Genomic DNA, 21,025 nt, shown 5'->3' on the forward strand with positions numbered 1-21,025 from the left:
CTGTCCGCGATGCCCGACGACGGCGAGCGGGGATCCGCCGCCCTGGAGTTCATCCTCGTCGGCCTGCTGCTCCTCGTGCCGCTCGTCTACCTCGTCGGTGCGCTCGGCCTCATCCAGGGGCAGTCGCTGGGCGCCGAAGCGGGCACTCGCCACATCGCGCGTGCCGTCGCGTCGGCCACGAATGACGCCGACGCCGCGGGCCGTGCCGACCTCGTGCTCGAATCCATCACCCGCGAGTACGGGCTGGACCCCTCGTCCGTCGACGTGACGTTCGCCTGCCGCCCGGCCGGGGCCGCGTGCCCGCGCGCCGGCGCGACGCTGGTCGTGACCCTGCGGACGCGGGTGGCACTTCCGCTCGTGCCGCCCGTGTTCGGGCTCGATCGCCTCGCGAGCATTCCGGTCGAGGCGTCCGCCGTGCAGAAGGTGTCGCGCTTCTGGGGATCGCGATGAGGGCGCGCCCCTCCCGCGACGCTCGTGCACGGCGCCGGGGATCGGATGACGAGGGCAGCGTGCTGCTCCTGACCCTCGGCTACGGCGTCCTCGCGCTCGTCGCCATCCTGGTGTGCGCCGATGCCACGAGTCTCTATCTGGCGCAGAAGCGGCTGGATTCGCTCGCGGATGCCGCGGCCCTCGCGGCCGCCGACGGCTTCGTGCTGTCCGTTGACGACGGCGAGCCCGTCGCCGAGCTGACGACGGCGCGCGTCCGCGACCAGGCGCAGACGATGGTGGATGAGCTCGGTTCCGGGGCGACGCTGCTATCGGCCGGCACGCCCGACGGGCTCTCAGCCCGGGTGACGGTCGCCGCGACGTGGCGGCCGCCCGTCCTGACGCTCTTCGTGCCCGACGGCGTGGCGCTGGAGGCCACGGCGACGAGCCGCACCGCACTGCGCTGACGATCGAGCACGCTTCAGCAGAAGGGTCCCGCGCCCTCCCATGCGGCGCCGGCCGGCTCGATGCCCTCCCGCGTGACCTGCGCCTCGATCAGGCCATAGGGGCGGTCGGCGGCGTAGAACACCTCGTTGGGGTTGTCGAGGCCGAACGGCGCGAGGTCGACGGCGAAGTGATGCTTGTTCGGGAGGGAGAATCTCATCTCCGCGATCTCGGCGTGCGCCTCGAGCACCGCGGTGCCCAGTTCGAACATCGTCGTCTGCAGCGCCGCCGAGTATCGCCGCGTGAACTCCTCCAGCAGGGTGCGCTTCACGTCGGCGTACACGGCGTTGTAGTCGACCTCCGCGCCGGGGAGGTACCGCCAGCGGGTCGCGACGTCGGTCGCGAGGATCCGGTCGCGGGTCTCGGGGAGCGTCGTGTAACGGTCCTTGGGGTAGCCCTCGAATCCCGATCCGGTGGTCTTCAGCAGAGTCAGGCCGTGCAGTCCGCCGAGCACGTGGCGCTGGTCCCCGTCGGCGACGACCACGGCGGTGCGAGTCTCCTGCCCCGCCCGCACGAAGCCGTGGTCGTGCGGGTCGCCGTCGACGTGGATCCGCTGCCACGCGTAGCTCTCGGCGGTCCACCGGCCGCCCGTGACCCACTCGAACGAGTCGGTGAAGTGGTCGGCCAGGCGCAGCAGGAATTCCTCGGGCGACCCGATCCCATCACGCGCGAAGGCGAACACGGTGTTCTTCTGCGTGTCGGTCGGCACGACGTGACGGTTGTCGCCGGTGAGGTGGGCGGCGGCGAAGTCACCGCGCAGCTGTGAGGTGACGCTCAGGTCTTCGATCTCGTGGCGGGGGTCGTCGCGCGTCACCTTGACGACCCGCACCTCGGCCTTTCCGTACTGATTCGCTCCCAGGATGATGCTCATCGACGCTCAGCTTCCTCGGTAGGTGGAGTAGGCGAAGGGGCTCAGCAGCAGCGGCACATGGCAGTGCGACTCGTCGACGCGGAAGGTCAGCACCGCCTCCGGATAGAACGTCGGTGTGCCCTGGGCGTCGAAGTACGCACCGGTGTCGAACTGCAGCCGGTAGTCGCCGGGGGCGAGTCGCTCGGGCCCGAGCTGCGACGCCCGGCCGTCGGCATCCGTCACCGCTTCTGCGATCGGCTGCCAGGCGTCGCCGTCGCGGGTGAGCAGCTGCACTGCCACGCCGCTCGCCGGCCTGCCCCGCGCCGCGTCGAGCACGTGCGTCGTGATGTGCGACACGCTCATGGCTGCACCATCCCCTCCAGTCGCAGCAGCGCGATCTCGCGCAGCTGTTCTCCCACGACCGCCGCTTCGGCATCGGGGTCGTTCTCCAGGCGCGTGCGCAGCGCGGCCAGGATCTCGGGCGCCCCCCGCCCGGCGGCACGGATGAGGAACACCCGCCCGAACCGCTCCTCGTATGCGCGATTGCCGCCTTGCAGCGCGCGTTGCACGTCGACGTCGGCGGGGTCGACCGCCGCCTGCTCCGCCCGCGACAGCGTCGCCTCGCGACTGTCGCCCCGCGCGCGCTCGCCGATGCGCGGATGGTGCGCGAGCGCCGCCTCGACCTCGTCCGGCGTGAACGGGTCGGCCGCGCGCGCCGCCTCGGCGAGCAGCTCATCGACCGACGCGTACGGCCGGCGATCGGCCACCTGCTCGCACCAGCGCGTCACATCGGCGCACGTGCGCAGCGCGGCGATCGCGTCGGCGCGGTCGGCCCGGTTGAACTCCTCACGCCGCATGCGCCGCCTCCGTCCGACGCGTGAGCAGGCGCCCGCGTGGAACCTCGCGGTCGATGCGCACGCCCGCGAGGTACGCGGCCCGCACGACGCCGGTCAGTTCGCGGCCGTCGTACGGGCAGATCGGATGCCGGTGCTCGAGCGACCTCGCATCGACGGCGAATGTCTCGTCCGGCGCGAACACGGCGAAGTCGGCGGCTGCTCCGACCGCGATCCTGCCTTTGCCGGTCAGGCCGACGCGTGCCGCGGGACCCTCGGCCATGAGCGTGACCACCCGCTCCAGCTCGAAACCGCGCTGCCGTGCCTCGGTCCACACCAGCGGCAGCCCGAGCTGCAGCGAGGCGATCCCGCCCCACGCGAGCTCGAAGTCGCCGTCGCCGGCCGACTTCAGTTCGGGGGTGCTGGGGGAGTGGTCCGAGACGATGACGTCGATCGCGCTCGCGGCGAGACCCTTCCACAGCGCATCCCGGTTGGCGGCGTCACGGATCGGCGGGCAACATTTGCACACGGTGGCTCCGGTCGCGATCTCTTCCGCGGTGAGGGTGAGGTAGTGCGGGCAGGTCTCCACGGTCAGATCGACACCGCGCCGCCGCGCCTTCGCGATGCGGTCGAGCGAGCCCGCGTTGCTCAGGTGCAGGATGTGGGCTGCCGCGCCGGTCGCCTCGGCGAAGCGGATGACGTCGGCGATCGCGGTGTCTTCGGCTTCGCCCGGCCTCGAGGCGAGGAAGTCGGCGTACTCGCGACCACCTCGGTGCGGTGCCGCCTCGATCGTGTGCGCGTCTTCGGCGTGCACGATCAGCAAGGATCCGAGCTCGGCGACGACCGCCATCGCCTCGCCCATCTCTTCAGGGGTGACGGCGGGGAACTCCTCGACGCCCGACGGCGTGAGGAAGCACTTGAAGCCGAACACGCCGGCCTCTGCGAGCGGGCGCAGCTCGGCGAGGCTGCCGGGCACGACGCCGCCCCAGAAGCCGACATCTACGTGGACTCTGCCCTCGGCCGCCGAGCGCTTCTCGGCGAGGGCTGCGACCGACAGCGTGGGCGGGATGCTGTTGAGCGGCATGTCGACGATCGTCGTCACCCCGCCGGCGGCTGCGGCGCGGGTGGCCGACTCGAAGCCCTCCCACTCGGTGCGTCCCGGCTCGTTCACGTGCACGTGCGTGTCGACGAGCCCGGGCAGCAGCACCTCGTCGTCGCGCAGTTCGGTGAGGGACGCGGTATGCGTCACCGTTCCGTATTCGGCGACGCGCGCCACGACTCCGCCGCACACGCCTACATCGGCCGGACGGAACGCGCCGTCGACGAGTACGCGTGCCGCGCGGAAGACCGTGTCGAACGCCACGTCAGGCCCCGGTCAGGCGGATCTGTCGGTTCACGTCCTTGTACAGCAGGTAGCGGAACGGGCCCGGCCCGCCCGCGTAGCAGGCCTGAGGGCAGAAGGCGCGCAGCCACAGGTAGTCGCCCGCCTCGACCTCGACCCAATCGCCGTTGAGCCGGTACACGCCCTTGCCCTCGAGCACGAACAGGCCGTGCTCCATCACGTGCGTCTCGGCGAAGGGGATCGATCCGCCCGGCTGGAACGTCACGATGTTGACGTGCATGTCGTGCGCGAGGTCGCCGGGGTCGACGAACCGGGTCGTCGCCCACGCGCCTTCTGTGTCGGGCATCGGCTCGGGTGCGACGTCCTGATCCCGGGTGACGAAGGATGCCGCGGCATGGCCTTCGACCGGCTCGTACGCTTTGCGGATCCAGTGGAAGCTCGTCAGCGCGGCGCCGTCGTTCGCGAGGGACCACTCCTCGCCCGCCGCGAGGTAGGCGTAGCCGCCCGGTTCGAGCACATGGCGCCGGCCGGCGAGCGCGAGGGTGAGGCTGCCGGACGTGACGAAGATCACGCTCTCGACGCCCGCCTCCTGCTCGGGGCGCTCGGCGCCGCCTCCCGCGCCGATCTCTACGATGAGCTGCGAGAACGTGGTCGAGAATCCCGCGATCGGCCGGGCGAGGATCCAGGCGCGCGCGGCGGTGAACCCCGGCAGGTTGCTCGTGACGATGTCGCGCAGCACACCCTTCGGGATGACCGTGTAGGCCGCCGTGACGATCGCTCGATCGGTGAGCAGCTCGGTCTGGTCGGGCAGGCCGCCCGACGGGGTGAAGTAGCTCATGCGGACTCCTCAGCCGGGGGAGCGGAACGGGTGGGGTGGGCGAGTGCGGTGAGCGTGTCGTGGCCGATGCCCAGGTCGGCGGTGATCTCGACGGGGTCGATTGCGCCGCACTGGAGGCCGCGGTGCAGGAACCACGCCAGCGCCCGTGCGGTGGCGGGCTCGTCGAGCACCGTGCCCGCACGGCTGTTCAGGTACGCGCCCAGCCGGGTGGCGGCATCCGGATATCCCTCCCGGAAGAACGCGTACGTCGCGAGATACCGGGTCAGCAGCTGGTGGGGGTGGAGGTCCCAGCCCTGGAAGATCCCGCGCTCGAGGGCACGACGCACGAGTCGGGCGTGCATAACCCACGCATCGAGGGCGCCGTCGCCGACCGGCAGGATGTTGGTCGAGCCGTCGGAGAGCCGGATGCCGGTGCCCGCGACCGCGAGCTGCATGAGGTCTTTCGCCAGGTCGGCGGCGGGGTGCTCGAGCGACTGGTGGCGGGCCGCGATGCCGAGCGCGGCGGTGTAGTCGTAGGTGCCGAAGTGCAGCGAGGTGACCCGGCCGTCGCCCGCGACCGGCAGTTGCGCGAGCGGCACGCGCCCGTCGCGACCGAGCACTACCTGGGGCGTCTCGATCTGCACCTCGAAGCGCAGCGTGCGCTCCGGCAGGCCGTGCGCGCGCTCGAGAGCCGCGGCGACCATGACCATCGCGTCGACCTGCGCGATCGCCGACACCTTGGGAAGCGTCAGCATGAGGTTCTCCGGCAGCCCGCCGAGCTCGACGAGGGTGCCGATGAACAGATCGAGCGTGCGCAGGCCGCGGGCCCGCGTCGACTGCTCGAGACTCTTGAAGCGGATGCCGGTGAACGGCGTCGCCGTGCCGGCTTCGAGCGCCTCGGCCACACGCCGCGCGGCTTCGACCGCATCGGCGTCTTCGACGTCGTCGCCGCGATCTCCGTAGCCGTCCTCGAAGTCCAGCCGGAGGTCTTCGATCGGCTCGCGCTGCAGCTTCGCGTGGACGCGGGGCGCGACGTCGCGGGCGAACGACGGGTCCAGGCCGATGCGTTCCGCCAGCGCGGCCAGACCGCCGGCGTCCGCGGCGGCGGACAGCGCCGCGGCGCCCCACGCCGAGAGCAGCGTCGGCGTCATGCGGTCGGCGGGGACGTACACCGTATGCACGGGCTGGCGCGAGCCGTCGTCGCCCGGGTAGGCCGTGCGCAGCACATCGTCGGTCGCGTGCAGCGAGGCGTCGACGTGATCGAGCACCGCAGGCGTGAGCGCGCGGCGGGGCTGGCTCATCGGCGGTGCCTCCTTCGGCGGCCGGCCTTCGTGGTTCCCTCATCGTGGCGCACGCGAGGGGCGATCGCCACAGTGCGGACGTACAATCGCGCAAGAGGAGCTCACTTGGCTGACAACGTCGTTACCGTGAATGGGATCCGCCGGCCGCTGGACGGCGTGCCGGTGAACACGAACGCGCTCGATTGGCTGCGCTCCGTCGGGCTGACGGGGAGCAAGGAAGGCTGCGCCGAGGGCGAGTGCGGCGCATGCGCGATGCTCGTGCTCGGCCCCGACGGCGACGATCGGTCGGCGTGGGTGCCCGTCAACTCGTGCCTCGTGCCCGTTCACTCTCTCGACGGCCAGGAGGTCGTGACCGCCGAGGGGCTCGGCACTCCCGACGCGCTGCACCCCGTGCAGGAGCGCATGGCCGAAGCCGGCGGCTCGCAGTGCGGCTACTGCACTCCCGGCTTCGTGTGCAGCATGGCGGCGGAGTTCTATCGCGCCGACCGGGAGCCGGCGACGACCGCTGGCGGCGAGCACGATCACGAGCACGGCCCGAACGGGTTCGACCTGCACGCGCTGAGCGGCAACCTGTGCCGCTGCACGGGTTACCGGCCCATCCGCGACGCCGCTCATGCGCTCGGGATGCCGGAACCCGCCGACCCGCTCGCGGAGCGCCGCGCTCGGCCTGCGCCGGAGCCGATGGCCGTCGATGTCGCGGTCGACGGCTCGCGCTTCGTACGCCCTGCCGGGCTGGACGAGACGCTCCAGCTGCTGCGCGACGAGCCCGACGCGACCGTCGTCGCCGGCGCCACGGACTGGGGCGTCGAAGTCAACTTGCGCGGCCGGCGCGCCGCGCTCGCCATCGTGATCGACCGCCTCCCCGAGCTGCGCACGCTGTCGGTCGCCGACGACGCGATCGAGCTCGGCGCGGCGCTGACGCTGTCCGAGATCGAGCATGGATTGGACGGCCGGGTTCCCCTGCTGGCCGAGCTCGTCCCGCAGTTCGCGTCGCGCCTCATCCGCAATCGCGCCACGATCGGCGGGAACCTGGGGACGGCCTCTCCGATCGGCGACGCGGCTCCGGCGCTTCTCGCCCTCGACGCGCGTGTCGTGCTGACCTCGGTCGACGGCGACCGCGAGGTCGAGCTCGCCGAGTACTTCACGGGCTACCGCGAGACGGTGCGGCGCTCGGACGAGCTCATCCGCGCCGTCCGCATACCACTGCCGCTCGCGCCGATGACCGCCTTCCACAAGATCGCGAAGCGGCGGTTCGACGACATCTCCAGCGTGGCGATCGCATTCGCCCTCGACCTCGATGACGGAGTCGTCACAGCTGCCCGCATCGGCCTGGGCGGGGTGGCCGCGACGCCGTTGCGCGCGCGTGCGACGGAGCAGCGGCTCGTCGGCGAGCCGTGGGACATCGCCACCGTGCGCGCCGCCTCGGCCGTGCTCGGGTCGGAGGGCACACCGGTGTCGGACCACCGCGCGAGCGCGGACTACCGCGCCATGATGCTGGGCAACTCGCTCCTGAAGCTCTACGCCGCCACCGCCGGTGACCTCGAGCCGGAGGAGGCGACAGCATGAGCGAGCTCGCCCAGCGCCCCGACGACGCAGTGGTCGGCATCCCGGTTCCGCACGAGAGTGCGACCTTGCACGTGACCGGCGCCGCCGCCTACACCGACGACCTCTCGGTCTCGGCTGCGGGCGTGCTCACGGCCTGGCCCGTGCAGTCCACGAACGCGCACGCGGCCGTCGACATTGATGCCTCCGGCGCCTACGCGGTGCCCGGCGTCGTGCGCGTGCTCACAGCGGAGGACGTGCCGGGAATCAACGACGCCGGGGTGAAGGACGACGAGCCGCTCTTCCCTCGCGAGGCTATGTACCACGGGCACGCGGTCGCATGGGTGCTCGGCGAGACGCCCGAGGCGGCGCGCCTGGGCGCCGCCGCGGTCACGGTCGAATACAGCCCGCTGCCGAGCATCCTCACCCTCACCGAGGCGATCGCCGCGGGCTCGTTTCAGGGCGTGCAGCGCACGGTCGAGCGGGGGGACGCTGCGGCCGCGCTCGCCGGCGCGCGGTTCGCGTTCGAGGGTGTGACCGAACTAGGCGGCCAGGAGCACTTCTACCTCGAGACGCAGGCCGCACTCGCGGTGCGTGACTCCGAGGGCCAGTACTTCGTGCAGTCGTCGACGCAGCACCCCAGCGAGACGCAGGAGATCGTCGCGCATGTGCTCGGCGTGCCGTCGAGTCAGGTGACGGTGCAGACCCTGCGGATGGGCGGCGGTTTCGGCGGCAAGGAGATGCAGCCGCACGGTCTCGCCGCGATCGCCGCGCTCGGCGCGAAGCTCACCGGTCGCCCCGTGCGGCTGCGGCTGAACCGCACGCAGGACATCACGATGACCGGGAAGCGGCATCCGTTCCACATCTCGTGGCGCGTCGGCTTCGACGAGAACGGCGGACTGCTCGCGCTCGACGCGACGCTCACGTCCGACGGCGGGTGGTGCCTCGACCTGTCGGAACCGGTCATGAGCCGGGCGCTCTGTCACATCGACAACGCCTACTGGATTCCGCACGTGCGCGCACTCGGACGCATCGCCCGCACGAACAAGCCGTCGAACACCGCGTTCCGCGGGTTCGGCGGCCCCCAGGGCGTCTTCCTCATCGAAGACATCCTCGGCCGCGTCGCGCCCCTGCTCGGGAGGGACCCGATCGACCTCCGGCGGCAGAACCTCTACGGCGAGGGACAGCTCACGCCCTACGGGCAGCCGGTGAAGGATGCCGCGCGCATGCCTGCCATCTGGGATCGGCTGCGCGCCGAGAGCGATGTCGACGTCCGCCGAGAGCAGGTGCGGGCGTTCAACGACAGCCACGTGCACGTCAAGAGGGCGATCGCGATGACGCCCATCAAGTTCGGCATCTCGTTCAACTTCACCGCGTTCAACCAGGCGGGTGCTCTCGTGCACGTCTACAAGGACGGCTCCGTTCTCGTGAACCACGGCGGCACCGAGATGGGCCAGGGCCTCCACACGAAGATGCTGCAGGTGGCCGCGACCACGCTGGGCCTGCGACTGGACCAGGTGCGCCTGGCACCCACGCGCACCGACAAGGTGCCGAACACGTCCGCGACCGCGGCGTCGGCCGGAGCGGACCTCAACGGCGGTGCCGTCAAGAACGCGTGTGATCAGTTGCGGACGCGCATGGCGCAGGTCGCGGCGGGCATGCTCGGAGCGGATGTGGACGACGTGCGGTTCACGTGCGGGTGGGTCACCGCGGTGGGCGTCGACGAGCGTCTCACGTTCGCCGAGGTCGCCCACGAGGCGTACCTGCAGCGCGTGCAGCTGTTCGCCGCGGGTTACTACCGCACCGAGGGACTCCACTGGGACGGCGTGCGCATGCAGGGGTCGCCGTTCAAGTACTTCGCTTACGGCGCGGCCGCCGCCGAGGTCGAGGTGGACGGGTTCACGGGGACGACGCGGCTGCGCAGGGTGGACATCGTGCACGACGTCGGCGACTCGCTCTCGCCGATGATCGACATCGGTCAGATCGAGGGCGGCTTCGTGCAGGGCGTCGGATGGCTGACTCTCGAGGAGCTGCGGTGGGACACCGGCGACGGTCCGAGCCGCGGGCGGCTGCAGACGCAGGCCGCGAGCACCTACAAGCTGCCGAGCTTCTCGGAGATGCCCGAGGAGTTCCACGTGCGGCTCTTCGAAGACGCCCGCGAGGACGGAGCCGTGTACGGCTCGAAGGCGGTGGGGGAGCCGCCGCTCATGCTGGCGTTCAGCGTGCGGGAGGCGGTCCGCACGGCCGTCCAGGCGTTCGGGCCGTCAGGCCACAGCGTGGAGCTCGCGTCGCCGGCGACCCCGGAGGCCGTGTTCTGGGCGATCCGGTCCGCGCAGGCCGCAGGCGACGCCGCGGAGTCCGGCGCGGCGTCGGTCCTCGCCGACGCACGGCGCTGAGGACACTCCGCCATGGACTGGGTCGACGCGCTGCAGCGGCTGCGTGAGGCGCGCACGCCGGCGGTGATCGTGACGCTCGCGATGGTCCGTGGGCATGCGCCCCGCAACGGCGGTGCGAAGCTCATCGTCTCGCCCGGTGCCCTCTTCGGCACGGTAGGCGGGGGGAATCTGGAGGCCACGGCCATCGCGCAGGCGCGCGAGATGCTCGAGGCGGGCACGGACGAGCCGCGCCTGCTCACGCTGACGCTGAGCGACAGGACGACGACCGAGTACGGCATCCAATGCTGCGGAGGAGAGGTGACCATGCTGCTCGAACCGGTCCGCGCCGTGCCGACGGTGGCGATCTTCGGTCTCGGCCATGTCGGGATCGAACTGGCGCGCATCCTCGCCCGGCACGAACTGGAGCTCGTGCTCGTCGACGCGCGCGCCGAGATGCTGGATCCGGCGCGACTCGGTGTGCCCGGCGCCTCGGGCATTCTGGCCGACGCCGTCGCGACCGTGCATGTGCGGCAGGCGCCGGTGCCGGAGACGGTCATCGCCGACCTGTCGCCGGGCGCGCACGTGCTCGTCATGACCCACGACCACGGCGAAGACCTCGCCATCACCGATCAGGCCCTGCGGCGCGACGACCTCGGATCGATCGGTCTGATCGGCTCGTCGACGAAGTGGTCGCGCTTCCGTGTCAGGCTCACCGAGCTGGGACACACGGAGAGCGAAGTGGCCCGGGTGACGACCCCGATCGGCATCCCCGAGATCCGCAGCAAGGCACCCGCGTCGATCGCCGTCGGCGTCGCGGCGCGCACCCTGCAGTTCATCGAGGCCGCGGCGGTCACCGCGGACGGGTGAGCGCCGGCCGTCAGTACTCGATGCGCCGGTCGTTGCGACCCCACGCGACGAAGGGTGCGGTATGCCCGTCGTCGGGCAGCCCGATGCGCTCGACGGGGAGGATCGCGCGGTCTTCGGGCATGCCGTCGAAGTAACGGTAGAAGCGGGCGTCGTCGAACCCGGCCGCAGCGGCGTCGTCGCGGTCGGCGGCGAAGTACACGCGGTCGATGCGTGCCCACAGTGCGGTCGAGAGGCACATCGGGCACGGCTCGCAGCTCGCGTAGAGCGTGGCGCCGGACAGGTCGAAGGTGCCGAGACCCTGGCAGGCGCGACGGATCGCGACGACCTCGGCATGCGCCGACGGGTCGAGGTCGGCGGTCACCCGGTTGACGCCTTCGAAGACTTGTCCGTCGCGCGTGACGACGACGGCTCCGAACGGGCCGCCGGACTCGCCGGCGTTGGCGGTCGCGATGTCGACGGCGCGGGCGAGGAGATCGGCGGCCTGCGGCGACGGCCCTGTGGACGAGGACATGCCACGACCGTACGCCCAGCGACGGGAACCTGCAGGCAGCGCGCCGCGCAGCGCCGCGACCGACGGGGTCCCGCCCGCCGAAGCGGACGGGACCCCGTGATGGCTGTCGGACCGTCAGCGTCCGTGGCCGCCGTGGCCCCCGCCATTGGCCGGCGTGGCCTGGAACGCCTTCACGATCTCCTGCGAGAAGGTGTTGCCCGCGGCATCCGTCGCCCTCACTCGCAGGTCGACCCAGCCGCCCTTGTCGGACACCGGGATCTGCGCGGCGTAGGCGCTCACCCATGCGCGGCTCGTGACGAAGATGTCACCGTCGCCCTCGACGGCGCCCGTGGGGGCATCCGTCTTCGCGGACTTCAGCGAGACCTTCTTCCAGGCTCCGCCTGCGGTGCGGTACTCGAGCGTTGCCTGCGTCACCTTGCCCGCCGGCGCGGTGCCCGCGACGTGGCCGAGTTCGAGACCGAGCGAGACGCCCGAGCCCTTGCGCCGGCCTTCGCCCACCATGTTGTCCTCATTGACGTCGACGTCGTAGAACGCCTGGATCATCGGCAGCAGGCGGTAGTCCCAGTCGCCCAGCTTGCCTGCGGAACGGAACGTCCAGTCGCTGACCGTCTTGGTGGAACCGGCGAGGTGGGTGCCGGGGTGGGTCGCGGTGCTCACCACGCGCCACTCCTGCTCACCGTCGGGGAGGTCGAACAGGTTCGCTCCCTGGTGCTCGGTCTGCCTGACCAGCTCGCCATCGAGGTAGACGTCGGTGAGCTGCTGGACCGTCGAGTCGGGCATCCAGGTGTCGAAGGTGCCGGTGTGATCGGCGTTGCCGCCGTCGGCCCAGCTCGGCACGTTGATCTGCGCGTAGTCCGACACGCGGTAGGGGACCCAGAACCCGGTGGCGACGTACGGGCGAACGATTCCGCCGAAGTACTCCTCCGTTGAACGCTGGCCACGGTCGTAGGTGCGCAGCTTGTCGCGGATCTCCCACATCACGGACTGCACCGCGACCCACTGATTCCAGCGCAGGTTGTCGGTGTTCACCCATTCGACGCGGTCCATGCCGCGCTGAGCCTTGAACGGGAACCCGTTGCCGTACACGGCTCCCGGGATGAAGTCGTAGCGGAACTCCGCGAGCCCCTCCTTCTGCCCGTGGTAGCGCGTGTCGATACGGGCGAGATCCTTCGACGAGTGCCGGTAGGCGAGGTTCGACGGGATCTCACCGTCGCCCCACTCGGCGATGTCGTAGACCACCTCGGTTTCGGGCACGCCGACGGCCGAGAGCGTGACCTTCTTCTTGCCGCCGAGCTTCGTGAGGAGCTCGCGCCCCTCGACGCCGCTGATGCCGGCTACCGGGATCGCGACATCCGTGTAGTCGATCTCGGAGCCGACCCACGCGCTGAACTCGCCGTCCTCGTTGTTCGCGATGACGAGCAGCTTCGCGCCTGCTGCGGCCGCGTTCGCCGCCTGCTGCGACACCGAGGTCTCGGTCGAGCGCGTGACCACGGCGATCTTGCCCTTCGCTCCCGCGGCGGCGAGCTCGTCCAGCGTGCCCGAACCTGCGTTGACGGCGGCCGCCGTGAACGAGCCGTCCAGGAGCTTCGAGCCCGCGAGGACGATGAGGTCGAGAGGCTTCTTGCCCTCGGTGAGCGTCAGCAGCGGGGTCTGCAGGCGCCACCGCACCGTGAAGTCGAAATCGGCGTCGTCGACCTTCATCGGCTGCGCCCAGATCTCGTCGACCCAGACGGGCATCATCGCGCTCGCGGAGAAGTCGTCGACCTTCATGTCGAGACGCTGGAACACCGGCTCTACACCCTTCGCTCCGACGTCGATGGAGATCTTCTTCGCGGTGCGGGCGTCGAGGGCGACGGTCGTGTCCTTCTCGAGTTCGAGCGTCGGCGCGCCCACCATCACGGTGGCGATCGTGTCGGGAGCGCGGTTGATGTCCAGGTACGACACGACCGAGTAGTCGCCCTTCATCAGGCGCAGCGTGGTCTCGCCACCCACGAAGATCGGCTCGGCGAACTTCGTCGCGGCGTTCCAGAGGTACGCGTAGGTGTCGATCGGGTTTCCGTCGAAGTCCGTCGCCTTCAGCGTGAGGTCGTAGCGCTCGGCCTCGGCGATCGTGCCCAGAGCCGTGCGAGTGACCGGCTCGCCGTCCACCGAGCCGATCAGCGCGCCCGAGAGCTGCGTGCCCGCGGGAACCTTCGCCGGGTCGACCGTCATCGTCGCCGAGGCGGTGCCGCCCGCGGGGATGGTGAGCGTGGCGGTGTCGAGCGTGAGCGCATCGAACGCGACGCCTGCAGACAGGGGACCGGGACCGACCTCGCCGCGAGGCGTGGTGTCGGTGAGCGTCGCCTCGAGCGACACGGTGATCTCGGCATCGGTGCGGTTGGTGTATTCGACCGTGCGCTCGACCGGAGTCGGCTCCTCGCCCCAGGCGAGCATTCCGAAGTCGCCCGAACCGGACGCGACGACCGGCGCGTTGAGCGCGGCGTCGATGTCGATGACGCCCGAGCCGCCGGCGTACGCCGTGAACCCGAAGTCGCGCGCGGTGCTCGCGAGCGCCGCCTTGAGCTGTTCGGTCGTGTACTCGGGATGTGCGCCGAGGAGGATGGCGGCGGCACCGGCGACGTGAGGCGTCGCCATCGAGGTGCCGCTCATCGAGATGTACGAGCCCTCACCGCCGCTGTCCGCCGAGCGAGCGGCTGTGACGTCGGCGCCCGGTCCGGACACGTTGGGCTTGAGCGCCCCCGAGCGAGAGAGCGGACCCTGGCTCGAGAAATACGACATCCCGCCGCTCGGGTCGTCGACCGACCCGACGGTGAACGCCTGCTCGGCCGAGCCGGGCGCACCGATCGTCTCCGGGGCGCCGTTGTTGCCCGCAGCGACCACGAACAGTGCGCCGGTCTCTTCCGCGATGCGGTTGAGCGACTCGGCCAAGAGGTCCTTGCCGTCGGACGCCTCCGTCGTACCGAGGCTCATCGAGACGATCGGGGCGTTCTCACCGGCCCACTCCATCGCCTCGATGATCCAGGAGTCCTGGCCGTAGCCGTCGGCGCCGAGCACCTTGCCCACGAGCAGGTCTGTGCCGTCGGCGACGCCACGGTGCAGCCCGTCGCTCGCGGCGCCGGTGCCGGCGATCGTCGAGGCGACATGCGTGCCGTGGCCGTGCGGGTCGCTGTCGACCTCCTCGCCCGGCACGAAGCTCCGCGAGCCGGAGAGCACGCGTCCCTGAAGGTCGGGGTGAGTGTCGTCGTAGCCGGTGTCGAGCACGGCGACCGTGGCGCCTTCGCCGGTGTGACCGGCAGCCCACGCGGACGGTGCGCCGACGAAGGGCACGCTCGAGTCGAGCGTCGCCTCGACCTTGCCGTCGAGGTGGATCGCCTCGATGCCTCCCGCAAGCCGGGGAGTCGCGGAGAACGCGCGCGCGGCCGGTGCGGTCAGCGTCTCCCACGCCGCGGCGCTGGCCTTGTGGCCGAGCGTGGCGGCGGCGCCCCCGATGCTGGCGAGCTCGGTCTGCACCTCCAGCCCGGGGAGCGGTGCGGCGAAGCTGCGCGGGGAGGCGGCATCCTGTTCCACGATGACCGGGGTGGCGTCGACCGACGCGTCGTCGTAGCCGAACTCGATCAGCTTCGTGACGTTGAAGAGATCCTGGTCGAGCGCGCCCGAGGCCAGGTAGGGCATTGCGGCGTCGGGGACGACGTGCAGGTCGCCGGCCGCCTCGTACGTGCGCACACCCGCACCGTCGACGGCGGTGTCGATGCTGACGGTGTGCGTGCCGTCGCTGAGGTCGGTCACGGTCACGCGATCGCCGGTGATCAGCGTGACGGTGGAGGAGCTGCCGGCGACCGCGTCGGGGGTGGGGGGACCGTCGACATTCGAGGTCGCGGTCGCCGGCAGAGTCGTGAGGCCGATGCCGGCGATGCCGATCGCCAGACCGCTTGTGGCGGCGACGATCGGACGCAGGCGGCGGCCGATGGGTGGGGGAGTGGACATGCGTGAACCTCTCGGGGGGTAGGGGATCTGCTACGAAGCTCTCATGCGGGGCGCGTACAGTGGTGGCGGAGAAATGCCATGGCCACCATCCGCCACGCCCGGTGGGTGAAGATAGCTGGTGTGGAGAAGGTCACCGTGCTCGACGCGTTGGGTCTCGATGAGGAGCACACCGCCGTCTACCGGTGGATCCTTCAGCAGACGTCGGTGTCGGCCTCCGATGTCGCCGGGGCGCTGAGCATGTCACTGCCGCGCGTTCGTCCGATCGTGGCCCAGCTCGAGCGACTCGGTCTGGTGGCACGCAAAGCCGCACGCAGCGACCGGTATGTCGCCTCGCCGCCGACGACGGCGCTGCGCCCGCTGCTGCTCGAGCGCGAGCGCGGGCTGACGCGCGCGCACGAAGCGCTCGTCGAGCTGAGCGACCTGTACCGGCGATCGGCCGAGCAGCGCAGCGTCGCCGATGTCGTCGACGTCGTGATCGGCGACGACGCCGTGCGGCAGCGAATCGCGCAGCTGCAGGCCGCGTCGACCGAGCAGGTGCGTGTGCTCGTCCTGCACGAGGTCGCGCTCGTCAGCGGCGAGGAGAACATCGAGGAGGATCGCGCCCTCGCGCGCGGGGTGCGATATCGCGTGATCGTCGAGAGCGCCGTGCTCGAGCGACCCGGGTTCCTCACCGCTGCACACGAGATGGCGCAGATCGGAGAGGAGATCCGGGTGCTCCCCGCCCTTCCGACGCGCATGTTCATCGCCGACGATCAGATGGCCCTCGTGCCCATGCGCGCGCAGGGCGATGACGAGGGTTTCGGCGCTCTGCTCATCCATCCGAGCGGTCTCCTCGACCTCGTGATCGCGATCTTCGAGGAGTACTGGAGTCACGCCACCGCGTTCCTCCCCGTCGCCGAGGTGCCCGCCACCGAGGAGGTCGATCGAGACCTGCTGCGGCTGCTGCTGCTGGGGGTGACGGATGCCGCGGCCGCGACGCAGCTGGGAATCTCGCTGCGCACGGTCCAGCGCCGGGTGGCCGACCTGATGGAGATCGCCGGTGTGACCACCCGCATGCAGCTCGGCGCGGAGGCCGTGCGGAGGTCGTGGGTCTGAGCGCCGTGCGGGTGAGGGCCCGTCGTGCGCGTCAGTCCGCGTGCGTGTTGAACCAGGCCCGGCGCTGTGCGATCTCGCTGTCGCTCTCGGCCGGGTCTGACGTGTCGTGCTCGACGAGACGACCGTTCTCGTCGAGGGGCACGAACCGCAGGCACGTCGGGCACAGGGCTCGGCCCTCGGGGAATCCATCGGCGAGAGTCGCGGCGAGTGCGCCGGGCGCACCCGAGCCGGAGCATCGTGGAAGGTCGGCCGCGGCATCCGCCCACATGATCGCCCGGTGGCGGTGCAGCCCCGGGTGGTCCAGGTGTCGCGTGCAGCGACGACCCTGGTTGCGGCTCGTGCAGAAGCGCACCGTCACGGCTTCGGCCTCGGCACGAACCGCGGAACCCAGCGGACGAACGCGGCGGCGCCGACGAGGCCGATGACGCCGACGACGCCCGTCGCCAGGGCGAGGGTGGACGCGGCCGCGATCGCCGACACCAGCAGCGGCGAGACCGCACCTCCGGCATCGGTCAGGGTGCGCCAGGATCCGAGGAACGGTGCCGGATCGTCCTTGGGGGCGATATCGGCGCCGAGTGTGAGCAGGATGCCGCTGGACAGGCCGTTGCCCACTCCGAGGACGGCGGCGAACATCGCGAACCACATCGCCGACTGCTGGAGATCGTGGGTGAACGAGAGGGCCAGGAAGCCGAGACCCATCAGGAGCATGGCGGGGAGGGCGGCCCACAGGCGCCCGAAGCGGTCCATGACCTGTCCGCTCGCGTAGAAGAGCGCGAAGTCGATGGCACCGGAGATCCCGACGACGAGCGCGATGGTCTGGGCGTCCAGCCCGAGCGAGACGCCCCACAGCGGCAGGACGACCTGCCGGGCGGAGCGGACGGCGGAGAGGGATGCCGCGGCCAGGCCCAGGCGCGACAGCACGCGTCGATACACCCACATCGTGCGGAAGACGCCGGTGCGCTCGGCGGTGGGGATCGAGCCGGTGACGGGCTCGCCGGTGTCTTCGGCCGGTGTGGAGTCGCCGTGCGCGAGCGCGGGCGCCGCGACGGCGTGCTCCGGATCGGGACCCAGGAGCACCAGCAGGATCGTGGCGACCAGGCACGCACCGAAGAACCAGATGGTGGCATGCTCGTCGCCGAACAGGGCGAGAAGCGCGGCCGCCACGAACGGCCCGATGAACATGCCCAGGCGGAAGGTGCCGCCGAGAAGCGAGAGGGAACGGGCGCGGAACGCCGGCGGCACGCGCGTCGTCATGAACGAGTGGCGGGCCAGGCCGAACGCCGCCGCGCAGAATCCGATGACGAACACGGCCAGGGCGAAGACGCCGAGCGACGGGGCGAGTGCGAGGCCGACCACCGCGGCGAGACAGAGCCCGCCGGCGATGGCCATGGTGAAGCGCTCGCCGATGCGGGCGACCGCCCAGCCCGCGGGGATGTTGCCGCACAACTGGCCGACCACCAGCGCCGAGGCGACGAGCGCGGCGGTGGCGAGGTCGGCCCCGAGCTGTGCCGCGATCACCGGGATCAGCGGGATGACGGCGCCCTCGCCGAGCGCGAAGAGCACGGTCGGGCCGTAGATCATCGGCGCGAACCGGACGAGAACATCCCGCGGGCGATCGCTCACGTGCATCCACGTTAGTCTGGACTGTCATGCTCGACTTCGATCCCTCCGCCGACATCCAGGCCCTGCGCTCCACGTTCTCCGACATCAAGGCCGTGGTCGACGTCGACGCACTCACGGCCGAGATCGCGCAGCTGAGCGAGGCCGCCGGGGCACCCGACCTGTGGGACGACGTCGAGAAGGCGCAGAAGGTCACCAGCGCCCTGAGCCACCGTCAGGCAGAGCTCAAGCGCGTCACCGACGTCGAGCAGCGTCTCGACGACCTCGAAGTGCTCGTCGAGCTCGCCAACGAGATGGACGACGAAGACTCCGCTGAGGAAGCCCGTCACGAGATCGCGGAGCTCGAAGACATCATCGGCCAGCTCGAGGTGCAGACGCTCCTCGACGGCGAGTACGACGATCGCGCGGCCGTCGTGACGATCCGTTCCGGCGCGGGCGGCGACGACGCCACCGACTTCGCCGAGATGCTGCTGCGCATGTACCTGCGCTGGGCCGAGCGTCACAAGTACCCGGTGAAGGTCATGGACACGTCCTACGCGGAGGGCGCCGGCATCAAGTCGGCGACGTTCGAGGTCGACGCGCCGTACGCCTACGGCACGCTCTCCGTCGAGGCCGGCACACACCGCCTCGCGCGCATCAGCCCCTTCGGCTCGGCCGACAAGCGGCAGACCAGCTTCGCCGCCGTCGAGGTCATCCCCGTCATGGAGGAGGCCGTCGAGGTCGACATCCCCGAGAACGACATCCGGGTCGATGTCTTCCGTTCGTCCGGACCCGGCGGTCAGTCCGTCAACACCACAGACTCGGCCGTGCGCATCACGCACATCCCCACGGGTCTCGTCGTGTCGATGCAGAACGAGAAGTCGCAGATCCAGAACCGTGCCGCCGCCATGCGCGTGCTGCAGACGCGACTGCTCCTGCTCAAGCGCGAAGAGGAAGCCGCCAAGAAGAAGGAGCTCGCCGGCGTCATCACCGCGAGCTGGGGCGACCAGATGCGCTCGTACTTCCTCTACGGACAGCAGCTCGTGAAGGACCTGCGCACGGGGCACGAGGTGGGCAATCCTGCGATCGTCTTCGACGGCGACCTCGACGGATTCATCTCGGCCGGCATCCGCTGGCGCAAGCGCAAGGACGACGACGACTGACGTCCTCGTCAGCCAGGCCGATCGGCGGCCTCAGGCTCGTCGAGGTTCTCCTGGATCATGACCGGGGACGCGTGGATGCAGACGATCCGCAGGCGGCCCAGACCTGTGTTCGTGAAGCCGTGCCACGTGTCGGCGGCGACCACCGCGGTGTCGCCCGCATGTGCGATGACCGTGTCGTCGCCCATCCGAATCGTCGCCTCGCCCTCGATCACGAGCCACGTCTCGGTGTACGGGTGGCGGTGCAGTCCCGGCCCCATGCCGGGGTCGTTGTCGACGTAGAAGAACGAGATGCCCGATCCGTACTCGTCGCCCTCAAAGCGCATGGTTCGTGACGCGCCGATGAGCAGCTCGGACGCGGGGATGGGGGATGCGGTCATGCCCTCCATCGTCGGTGTGATGCGTCGTCGCGTCCAGTCAGGCCTCGTCATGTGCACGCTCAGCGCTGCTCAGAAGGGCGCGGGAGCGGTGTCGCCGACTGAGGGGCGGAAGACGGGGACGGGTCGCTCGGGCTCGACGCGGTAGCGCCGCCCGGAAGGCGAGGTCCACTGCAGTGCCCCGCCAGTGCCCCGGGATCTGGTTCACGCGCCAGCCGCCGTGATGCTTGAGAGTGTGGTGGCCCTTGCAGAGCGGTGCGAGATTGTCGAGGGCCGTGGCTCCGCCGTGCTCCCAGGCGACGGTGTGATCGATCTCGCATCTGTCGGCGGGGATACTGCAGCCGGGGGCCATGCACCGGTCGGCGCGCCATCGGACCAGGCGGCGCAGCGCCGGCGGCGGCCGGTACTGGTCGCGCCCGACGGACAGCACAATCCCAGTCTCGGGATGAGTGAGGATCCGCGTCCAGCCGCGTGCTCCGCCGGCCAGCTGCCGTGCCTGCGCCGCGGTGACCGGACCGACCCCCTCCACCACCGCCGGCGCGGCGCCGGAGGCTTCGTCGACGAGGGTGAGTGCAGGGACGGTGAGGCTGACCGTGGCCCGGATGCCCGATGCCTGAGGAGGAAGTGCGGTCGTGTCGCCGTCGATCAGCAGGTCGCCCAGCACGTCTGCGCGCCGCTCGTCGAGCGTGCGCTGGTCGTCGTCGGCGAGGGTCTTGGCGATCGCGGTGAGCCTGCCTTGGATGGCGCGGGCTTCCACAGCCGGCAGGAACGCATGCAGCCAGGCCATGCCGTCGTCGGCGGGCTCCACGATCACTCGGCGATGCCGCACCGCCCAGTCATGCCGCTCGGCCAGGCTCGCCGCCCGCTCGTGTTCGAGAAGTGCCCGCAGCTGCCGGCGGAACGCGCCGACCGGGAGCCGCACCGCCAGCTCCACCGCCGTCGTGGTGACCCGGCCGCGCACGTCGGGCTCGACCGCATCCATCAGGTCCACCAGGATCTCGGCGTGCCGCTCGGTGATCGACGCTCGACCGAGCGCGTCCAACGCGGCCGGGTACCGGTGCACCAGCGCCTGCGCGAACCCGAGGAGTCCGGCGGCGGCGTGCTCGGTGATCCGCAGAGCAGCCGCCAGCTCCAACCGCACGGATCGCTCCACGACTCCTGCGACCGCCCCGCCGTAGAAGGCAGCATCAGCCAACGCGTTGCGGCGCAGCTGATCCACCCGCATCACGCGCTGTGCGGCGAACACCGACATCATGTCGGCGACCTCGGTCACCCGGCCGACATCGTCCGGAGCCTCGAACCCGTCCCAAGGCTCGTCCCACACGTCACGCTCTTCGGGAGAGGGGAACGGGTCGTCATCGGCCATACCTCCAAACTAGAACATACCTACGACATTCCGAGATCCCATCCGGGCCGCCCAGCGCGCGCACTGGTGACCGCCG

General features: G+C 70.8%; 19 protein-coding genes. 7 read left to right on the forward strand and 12 right to left on the reverse strand.

Annotated features, from left to right (window positions below):
- Positions 1–9 precede the first annotated feature (9 nt).
- Positions 10–450, forward strand: coding sequence for a TadE family protein (locus MK786_RS00335; protein ID WP_241110278.1), 441 nt, complete (start codon positions 10–12; stop codon positions 448–450).
- Between the two features lie 59 nt (positions 451–509).
- Entirely contained in the window at positions 510–893 is a 384-nt protein-coding gene (locus MK786_RS00340) for a pilus assembly protein TadG-related protein (RefSeq protein ID WP_308220008.1), read from the forward strand.
- A gap of 14 nt (positions 894–907) precedes the next feature.
- Here the strand turns inward: MK786_RS00340 and pucL are convergent, their stop codons facing one another.
- Genes pucL through MK786_RS00370 form a run of 6 tightly spaced genes read right to left on the reverse strand, consistent with a single transcriptional unit; the run spans position 908 to position 6,073 of the window.
- Positions 908–1,801 (reverse strand): factor-independent urate hydroxylase, encoded by an 894-nt coding sequence (gene pucL / locus MK786_RS00345; protein ID WP_241110280.1) that lies wholly within the window; start codon positions 1,799–1,801, stop codon positions 908–910.
- A gap of 6 nt (positions 1,802–1,807) precedes the next feature.
- Positions 1,808–2,143, reverse strand: coding sequence for a hydroxyisourate hydrolase (uraH, locus tag MK786_RS00350; protein ID WP_241110281.1), 336 nt, complete (start codon positions 2,141–2,143; stop codon positions 1,808–1,810).
- On the reverse strand, positions 2,140–2,637 hold the full coding sequence (gene uraD / locus MK786_RS00355; protein WP_241110282.1) for a 2-oxo-4-hydroxy-4-carboxy-5-ureidoimidazoline decarboxylase: 498 nt from the start codon (positions 2,635–2,637) through the stop codon (positions 2,140–2,142). The genes uraH and uraD overlap by 4 nt, the downstream gene beginning before the upstream one ends.
- Positions 2,627–3,976: an allantoinase AllB gene (gene allB / locus MK786_RS00360; protein ID WP_241110283.1), complete on the reverse strand. Its 1,350-nt coding sequence runs from the start codon at positions 3,974–3,976 to the stop codon at positions 2,627–2,629. The genes uraD and allB overlap by 11 nt, the downstream gene beginning before the upstream one ends.
- A 1-nt stretch (position 3,977) precedes the next feature.
- The gene (locus MK786_RS00365; protein ID WP_241110284.1) at positions 3,978–4,793 is read right to left on the reverse strand and encodes a bifunctional allantoicase/(S)-ureidoglycine aminohydrolase; all 816 of its coding nucleotides are present in this window, start codon (positions 4,791–4,793) and stop codon (positions 3,978–3,980) included.
- Positions 4,790–6,073 (reverse strand): aldolase, encoded by a 1,284-nt coding sequence (locus MK786_RS00370; RefSeq protein ID WP_241110285.1) that lies wholly within the window; start codon positions 6,071–6,073, stop codon positions 4,790–4,792. Before MK786_RS00370 ends, MK786_RS00365 begins: the two co-directional genes overlap by 4 nt.
- 105 nt (positions 6,074–6,178) lie before the next feature.
- Here MK786_RS00370 and MK786_RS00375 point away from each other — a divergent pair, with 105 nt between their 5' ends.
- The 3 genes from MK786_RS00375 to xdhC are packed head-to-tail and all read left to right on the forward strand — an operon-like array spanning position 6,179 to position 10,857.
- Complete coding sequence (locus tag MK786_RS00375) at positions 6,179–7,639, forward strand: xanthine dehydrogenase small subunit (protein ID WP_241110286.1); 1,461 nt, start codon at positions 6,179–6,181, stop codon at positions 7,637–7,639.
- Positions 7,636–10,011 carry a xanthine dehydrogenase molybdopterin binding subunit gene (gene xdhB / locus MK786_RS00380; RefSeq protein ID WP_241110287.1) on the forward strand — a complete coding sequence of 792 codons (2,376 nt, stop codon included), beginning with the start codon at positions 7,636–7,638 and terminating at the stop codon, positions 10,009–10,011. The genes MK786_RS00375 and xdhB overlap by 4 nt, the downstream gene beginning before the upstream one ends.
- Positions 10,012–10,023: 12 nt before the next feature.
- Positions 10,024–10,857 (forward strand): xanthine dehydrogenase accessory protein XdhC, encoded by an 834-nt coding sequence (gene xdhC / locus MK786_RS00385; RefSeq protein WP_241110288.1) that lies wholly within the window; start codon positions 10,024–10,026, stop codon positions 10,855–10,857.
- Positions 10,858–10,867: 10 nt separating this feature from the next.
- Here xdhC and MK786_RS00390 read toward each other — a convergent pair whose 3' ends face one another.
- Both MK786_RS00390 and MK786_RS00395 read right to left on the reverse strand, forming a co-directional pair.
- Complete coding sequence (locus MK786_RS00390; protein WP_241110289.1) at positions 10,868–11,368, reverse strand: nucleoside deaminase; 501 nt, start codon at positions 11,366–11,368, stop codon at positions 10,868–10,870.
- Between the two features lie 114 nt (positions 11,369–11,482).
- Complete coding sequence (locus MK786_RS00395; protein WP_241110290.1) at positions 11,483–15,352, reverse strand: S8 family serine peptidase; 3,870 nt, start codon at positions 15,350–15,352, stop codon at positions 11,483–11,485.
- Positions 15,353–15,430: 78 nt separating this feature from the next.
- Here MK786_RS00395 and MK786_RS00400 point away from each other — a divergent pair, with 78 nt between their 5' ends.
- Positions 15,431–16,447: a helix-turn-helix domain-containing protein gene (locus tag MK786_RS00400; protein WP_241110291.1), complete on the forward strand. Its 1,017-nt coding sequence runs from the start codon at positions 15,431–15,433 to the stop codon at positions 16,445–16,447.
- A 31-nt stretch (positions 16,448–16,478) separates the two neighbouring features.
- Here MK786_RS00400 and MK786_RS00405 read toward each other — a convergent pair whose 3' ends face one another.
- Together MK786_RS00405 and MK786_RS00410 are read right to left on the reverse strand one after the other, a co-directional pair.
- Complete coding sequence (locus MK786_RS00405; RefSeq protein WP_241110292.1) at positions 16,479–16,805, reverse strand: hypothetical protein; 327 nt, start codon at positions 16,803–16,805, stop codon at positions 16,479–16,481.
- Entirely contained in the window at positions 16,802–18,076 is a 1,275-nt protein-coding gene (locus MK786_RS00410) for an MFS transporter (RefSeq protein ID WP_241110293.1), read from the reverse strand. Before MK786_RS00410 ends, MK786_RS00405 begins: the two co-directional genes overlap by 4 nt.
- Before the next feature lie 20 nt (positions 18,077–18,096).
- Between MK786_RS00410 and prfB the strand changes: the two genes are divergently transcribed.
- Positions 18,097–19,209, forward strand: coding sequence for a peptide chain release factor 2 (gene prfB / locus MK786_RS00415; protein WP_241110294.1), 1,113 nt, complete (start codon positions 18,097–18,099; stop codon positions 19,207–19,209).
- A gap of 8 nt (positions 19,210–19,217) precedes the next feature.
- On the opposite strand, the gene MK786_RS00420 is transcribed toward prfB, so the two are convergent.
- Both MK786_RS00420 and MK786_RS00425 read right to left on the reverse strand, forming a co-directional pair.
- Entirely contained in the window at positions 19,218–19,586 is a 369-nt protein-coding gene (locus MK786_RS00420; RefSeq protein WP_241110295.1) for a cupin domain-containing protein, read from the reverse strand.
- 37 nt (positions 19,587–19,623) lie between these two features.
- Entirely contained in the window at positions 19,624–20,949 is a 1,326-nt protein-coding gene (locus tag MK786_RS00425; RefSeq protein WP_241110296.1) for an HNH endonuclease signature motif containing protein, read from the reverse strand.
- Positions 20,950–21,025: the final 76 nt, after the last annotated feature.

Origin of the sequence: Microbacterium sp. CFH 31415 (assembly GCF_022538185.1) — a bacterium.
GTDB lineage: Bacteria > Actinomycetota > Actinomycetes > Actinomycetales > Microbacteriaceae > Microbacterium.

Excerpts from the sequence above, each read along its gene's own strand:
- MK786_RS00410 (WP_241110293.1), bottom strand. The coding sequence starts at position 18,076 with ATGCACGTGAGCGATCGCCCGCGGGATGTTCTCGTCCGGTTCGCGCCG.
- MK786_RS00420 (WP_241110295.1), bottom strand. The coding sequence starts at position 19,586 with ATGACCGCATCCCCCATCCCCGCGTCCGAGCTGCTCATCGGCGCGTCA.
- pucL (WP_241110280.1), bottom strand. The coding sequence starts at position 1,801 with ATGAGCATCATCCTGGGAGCGAATCAGTACGGAAAGGCCGAGGTGCGG.
- prfB (WP_241110294.1), top strand. The coding sequence starts at position 18,097 with ATGCTCGACTTCGATCCCTCCGCCGACATCCAGGCCCTGCGCTCCACG.
- xdhC (WP_241110288.1), top strand. The coding sequence starts at position 10,024 with ATGGACTGGGTCGACGCGCTGCAGCGGCTGCGTGAGGCGCGCACGCCG.
- MK786_RS00395 (WP_241110290.1), bottom strand. The coding sequence starts at position 15,352 with ATGTCCACTCCCCCACCCATCGGCCGCCGCCTGCGTCCGATCGTCGCC.
- uraD (WP_241110282.1), bottom strand. The coding sequence starts at position 2,637 with ATGCGGCGTGAGGAGTTCAACCGGGCCGACCGCGCCGACGCGATCGCC.
- uraH (WP_241110281.1), bottom strand. The coding sequence starts at position 2,143 with ATGAGCGTGTCGCACATCACGACGCACGTGCTCGACGCGGCGCGGGGC.
- MK786_RS00370 (WP_241110285.1), bottom strand. The coding sequence starts at position 6,073 with ATGAGCCAGCCCCGCCGCGCGCTCACGCCTGCGGTGCTCGATCACGTC.
- MK786_RS00365 (WP_241110284.1), bottom strand. The coding sequence starts at position 4,793 with ATGAGCTACTTCACCCCGTCGGGCGGCCTGCCCGACCAGACCGAGCTG.
- MK786_RS00400 (WP_241110291.1), top strand. The coding sequence starts at position 15,431 with ATGGCCACCATCCGCCACGCCCGGTGGGTGAAGATAGCTGGTGTGGAG.
- MK786_RS00425 (WP_241110296.1), bottom strand. The coding sequence starts at position 20,949 with ATGGCCGATGACGACCCGTTCCCCTCTCCCGAAGAGCGTGACGTGTGG.
- MK786_RS00335 (WP_241110278.1), top strand. The coding sequence starts at position 10 with ATGCCCGACGACGGCGAGCGGGGATCCGCCGCCCTGGAGTTCATCCTC.
- MK786_RS00390 (WP_241110289.1), bottom strand. The coding sequence starts at position 11,368 with ATGTCCTCGTCCACAGGGCCGTCGCCGCAGGCCGCCGATCTCCTCGCC.
- xdhB (WP_241110287.1), top strand. The coding sequence starts at position 7,636 with ATGAGCGAGCTCGCCCAGCGCCCCGACGACGCAGTGGTCGGCATCCCG.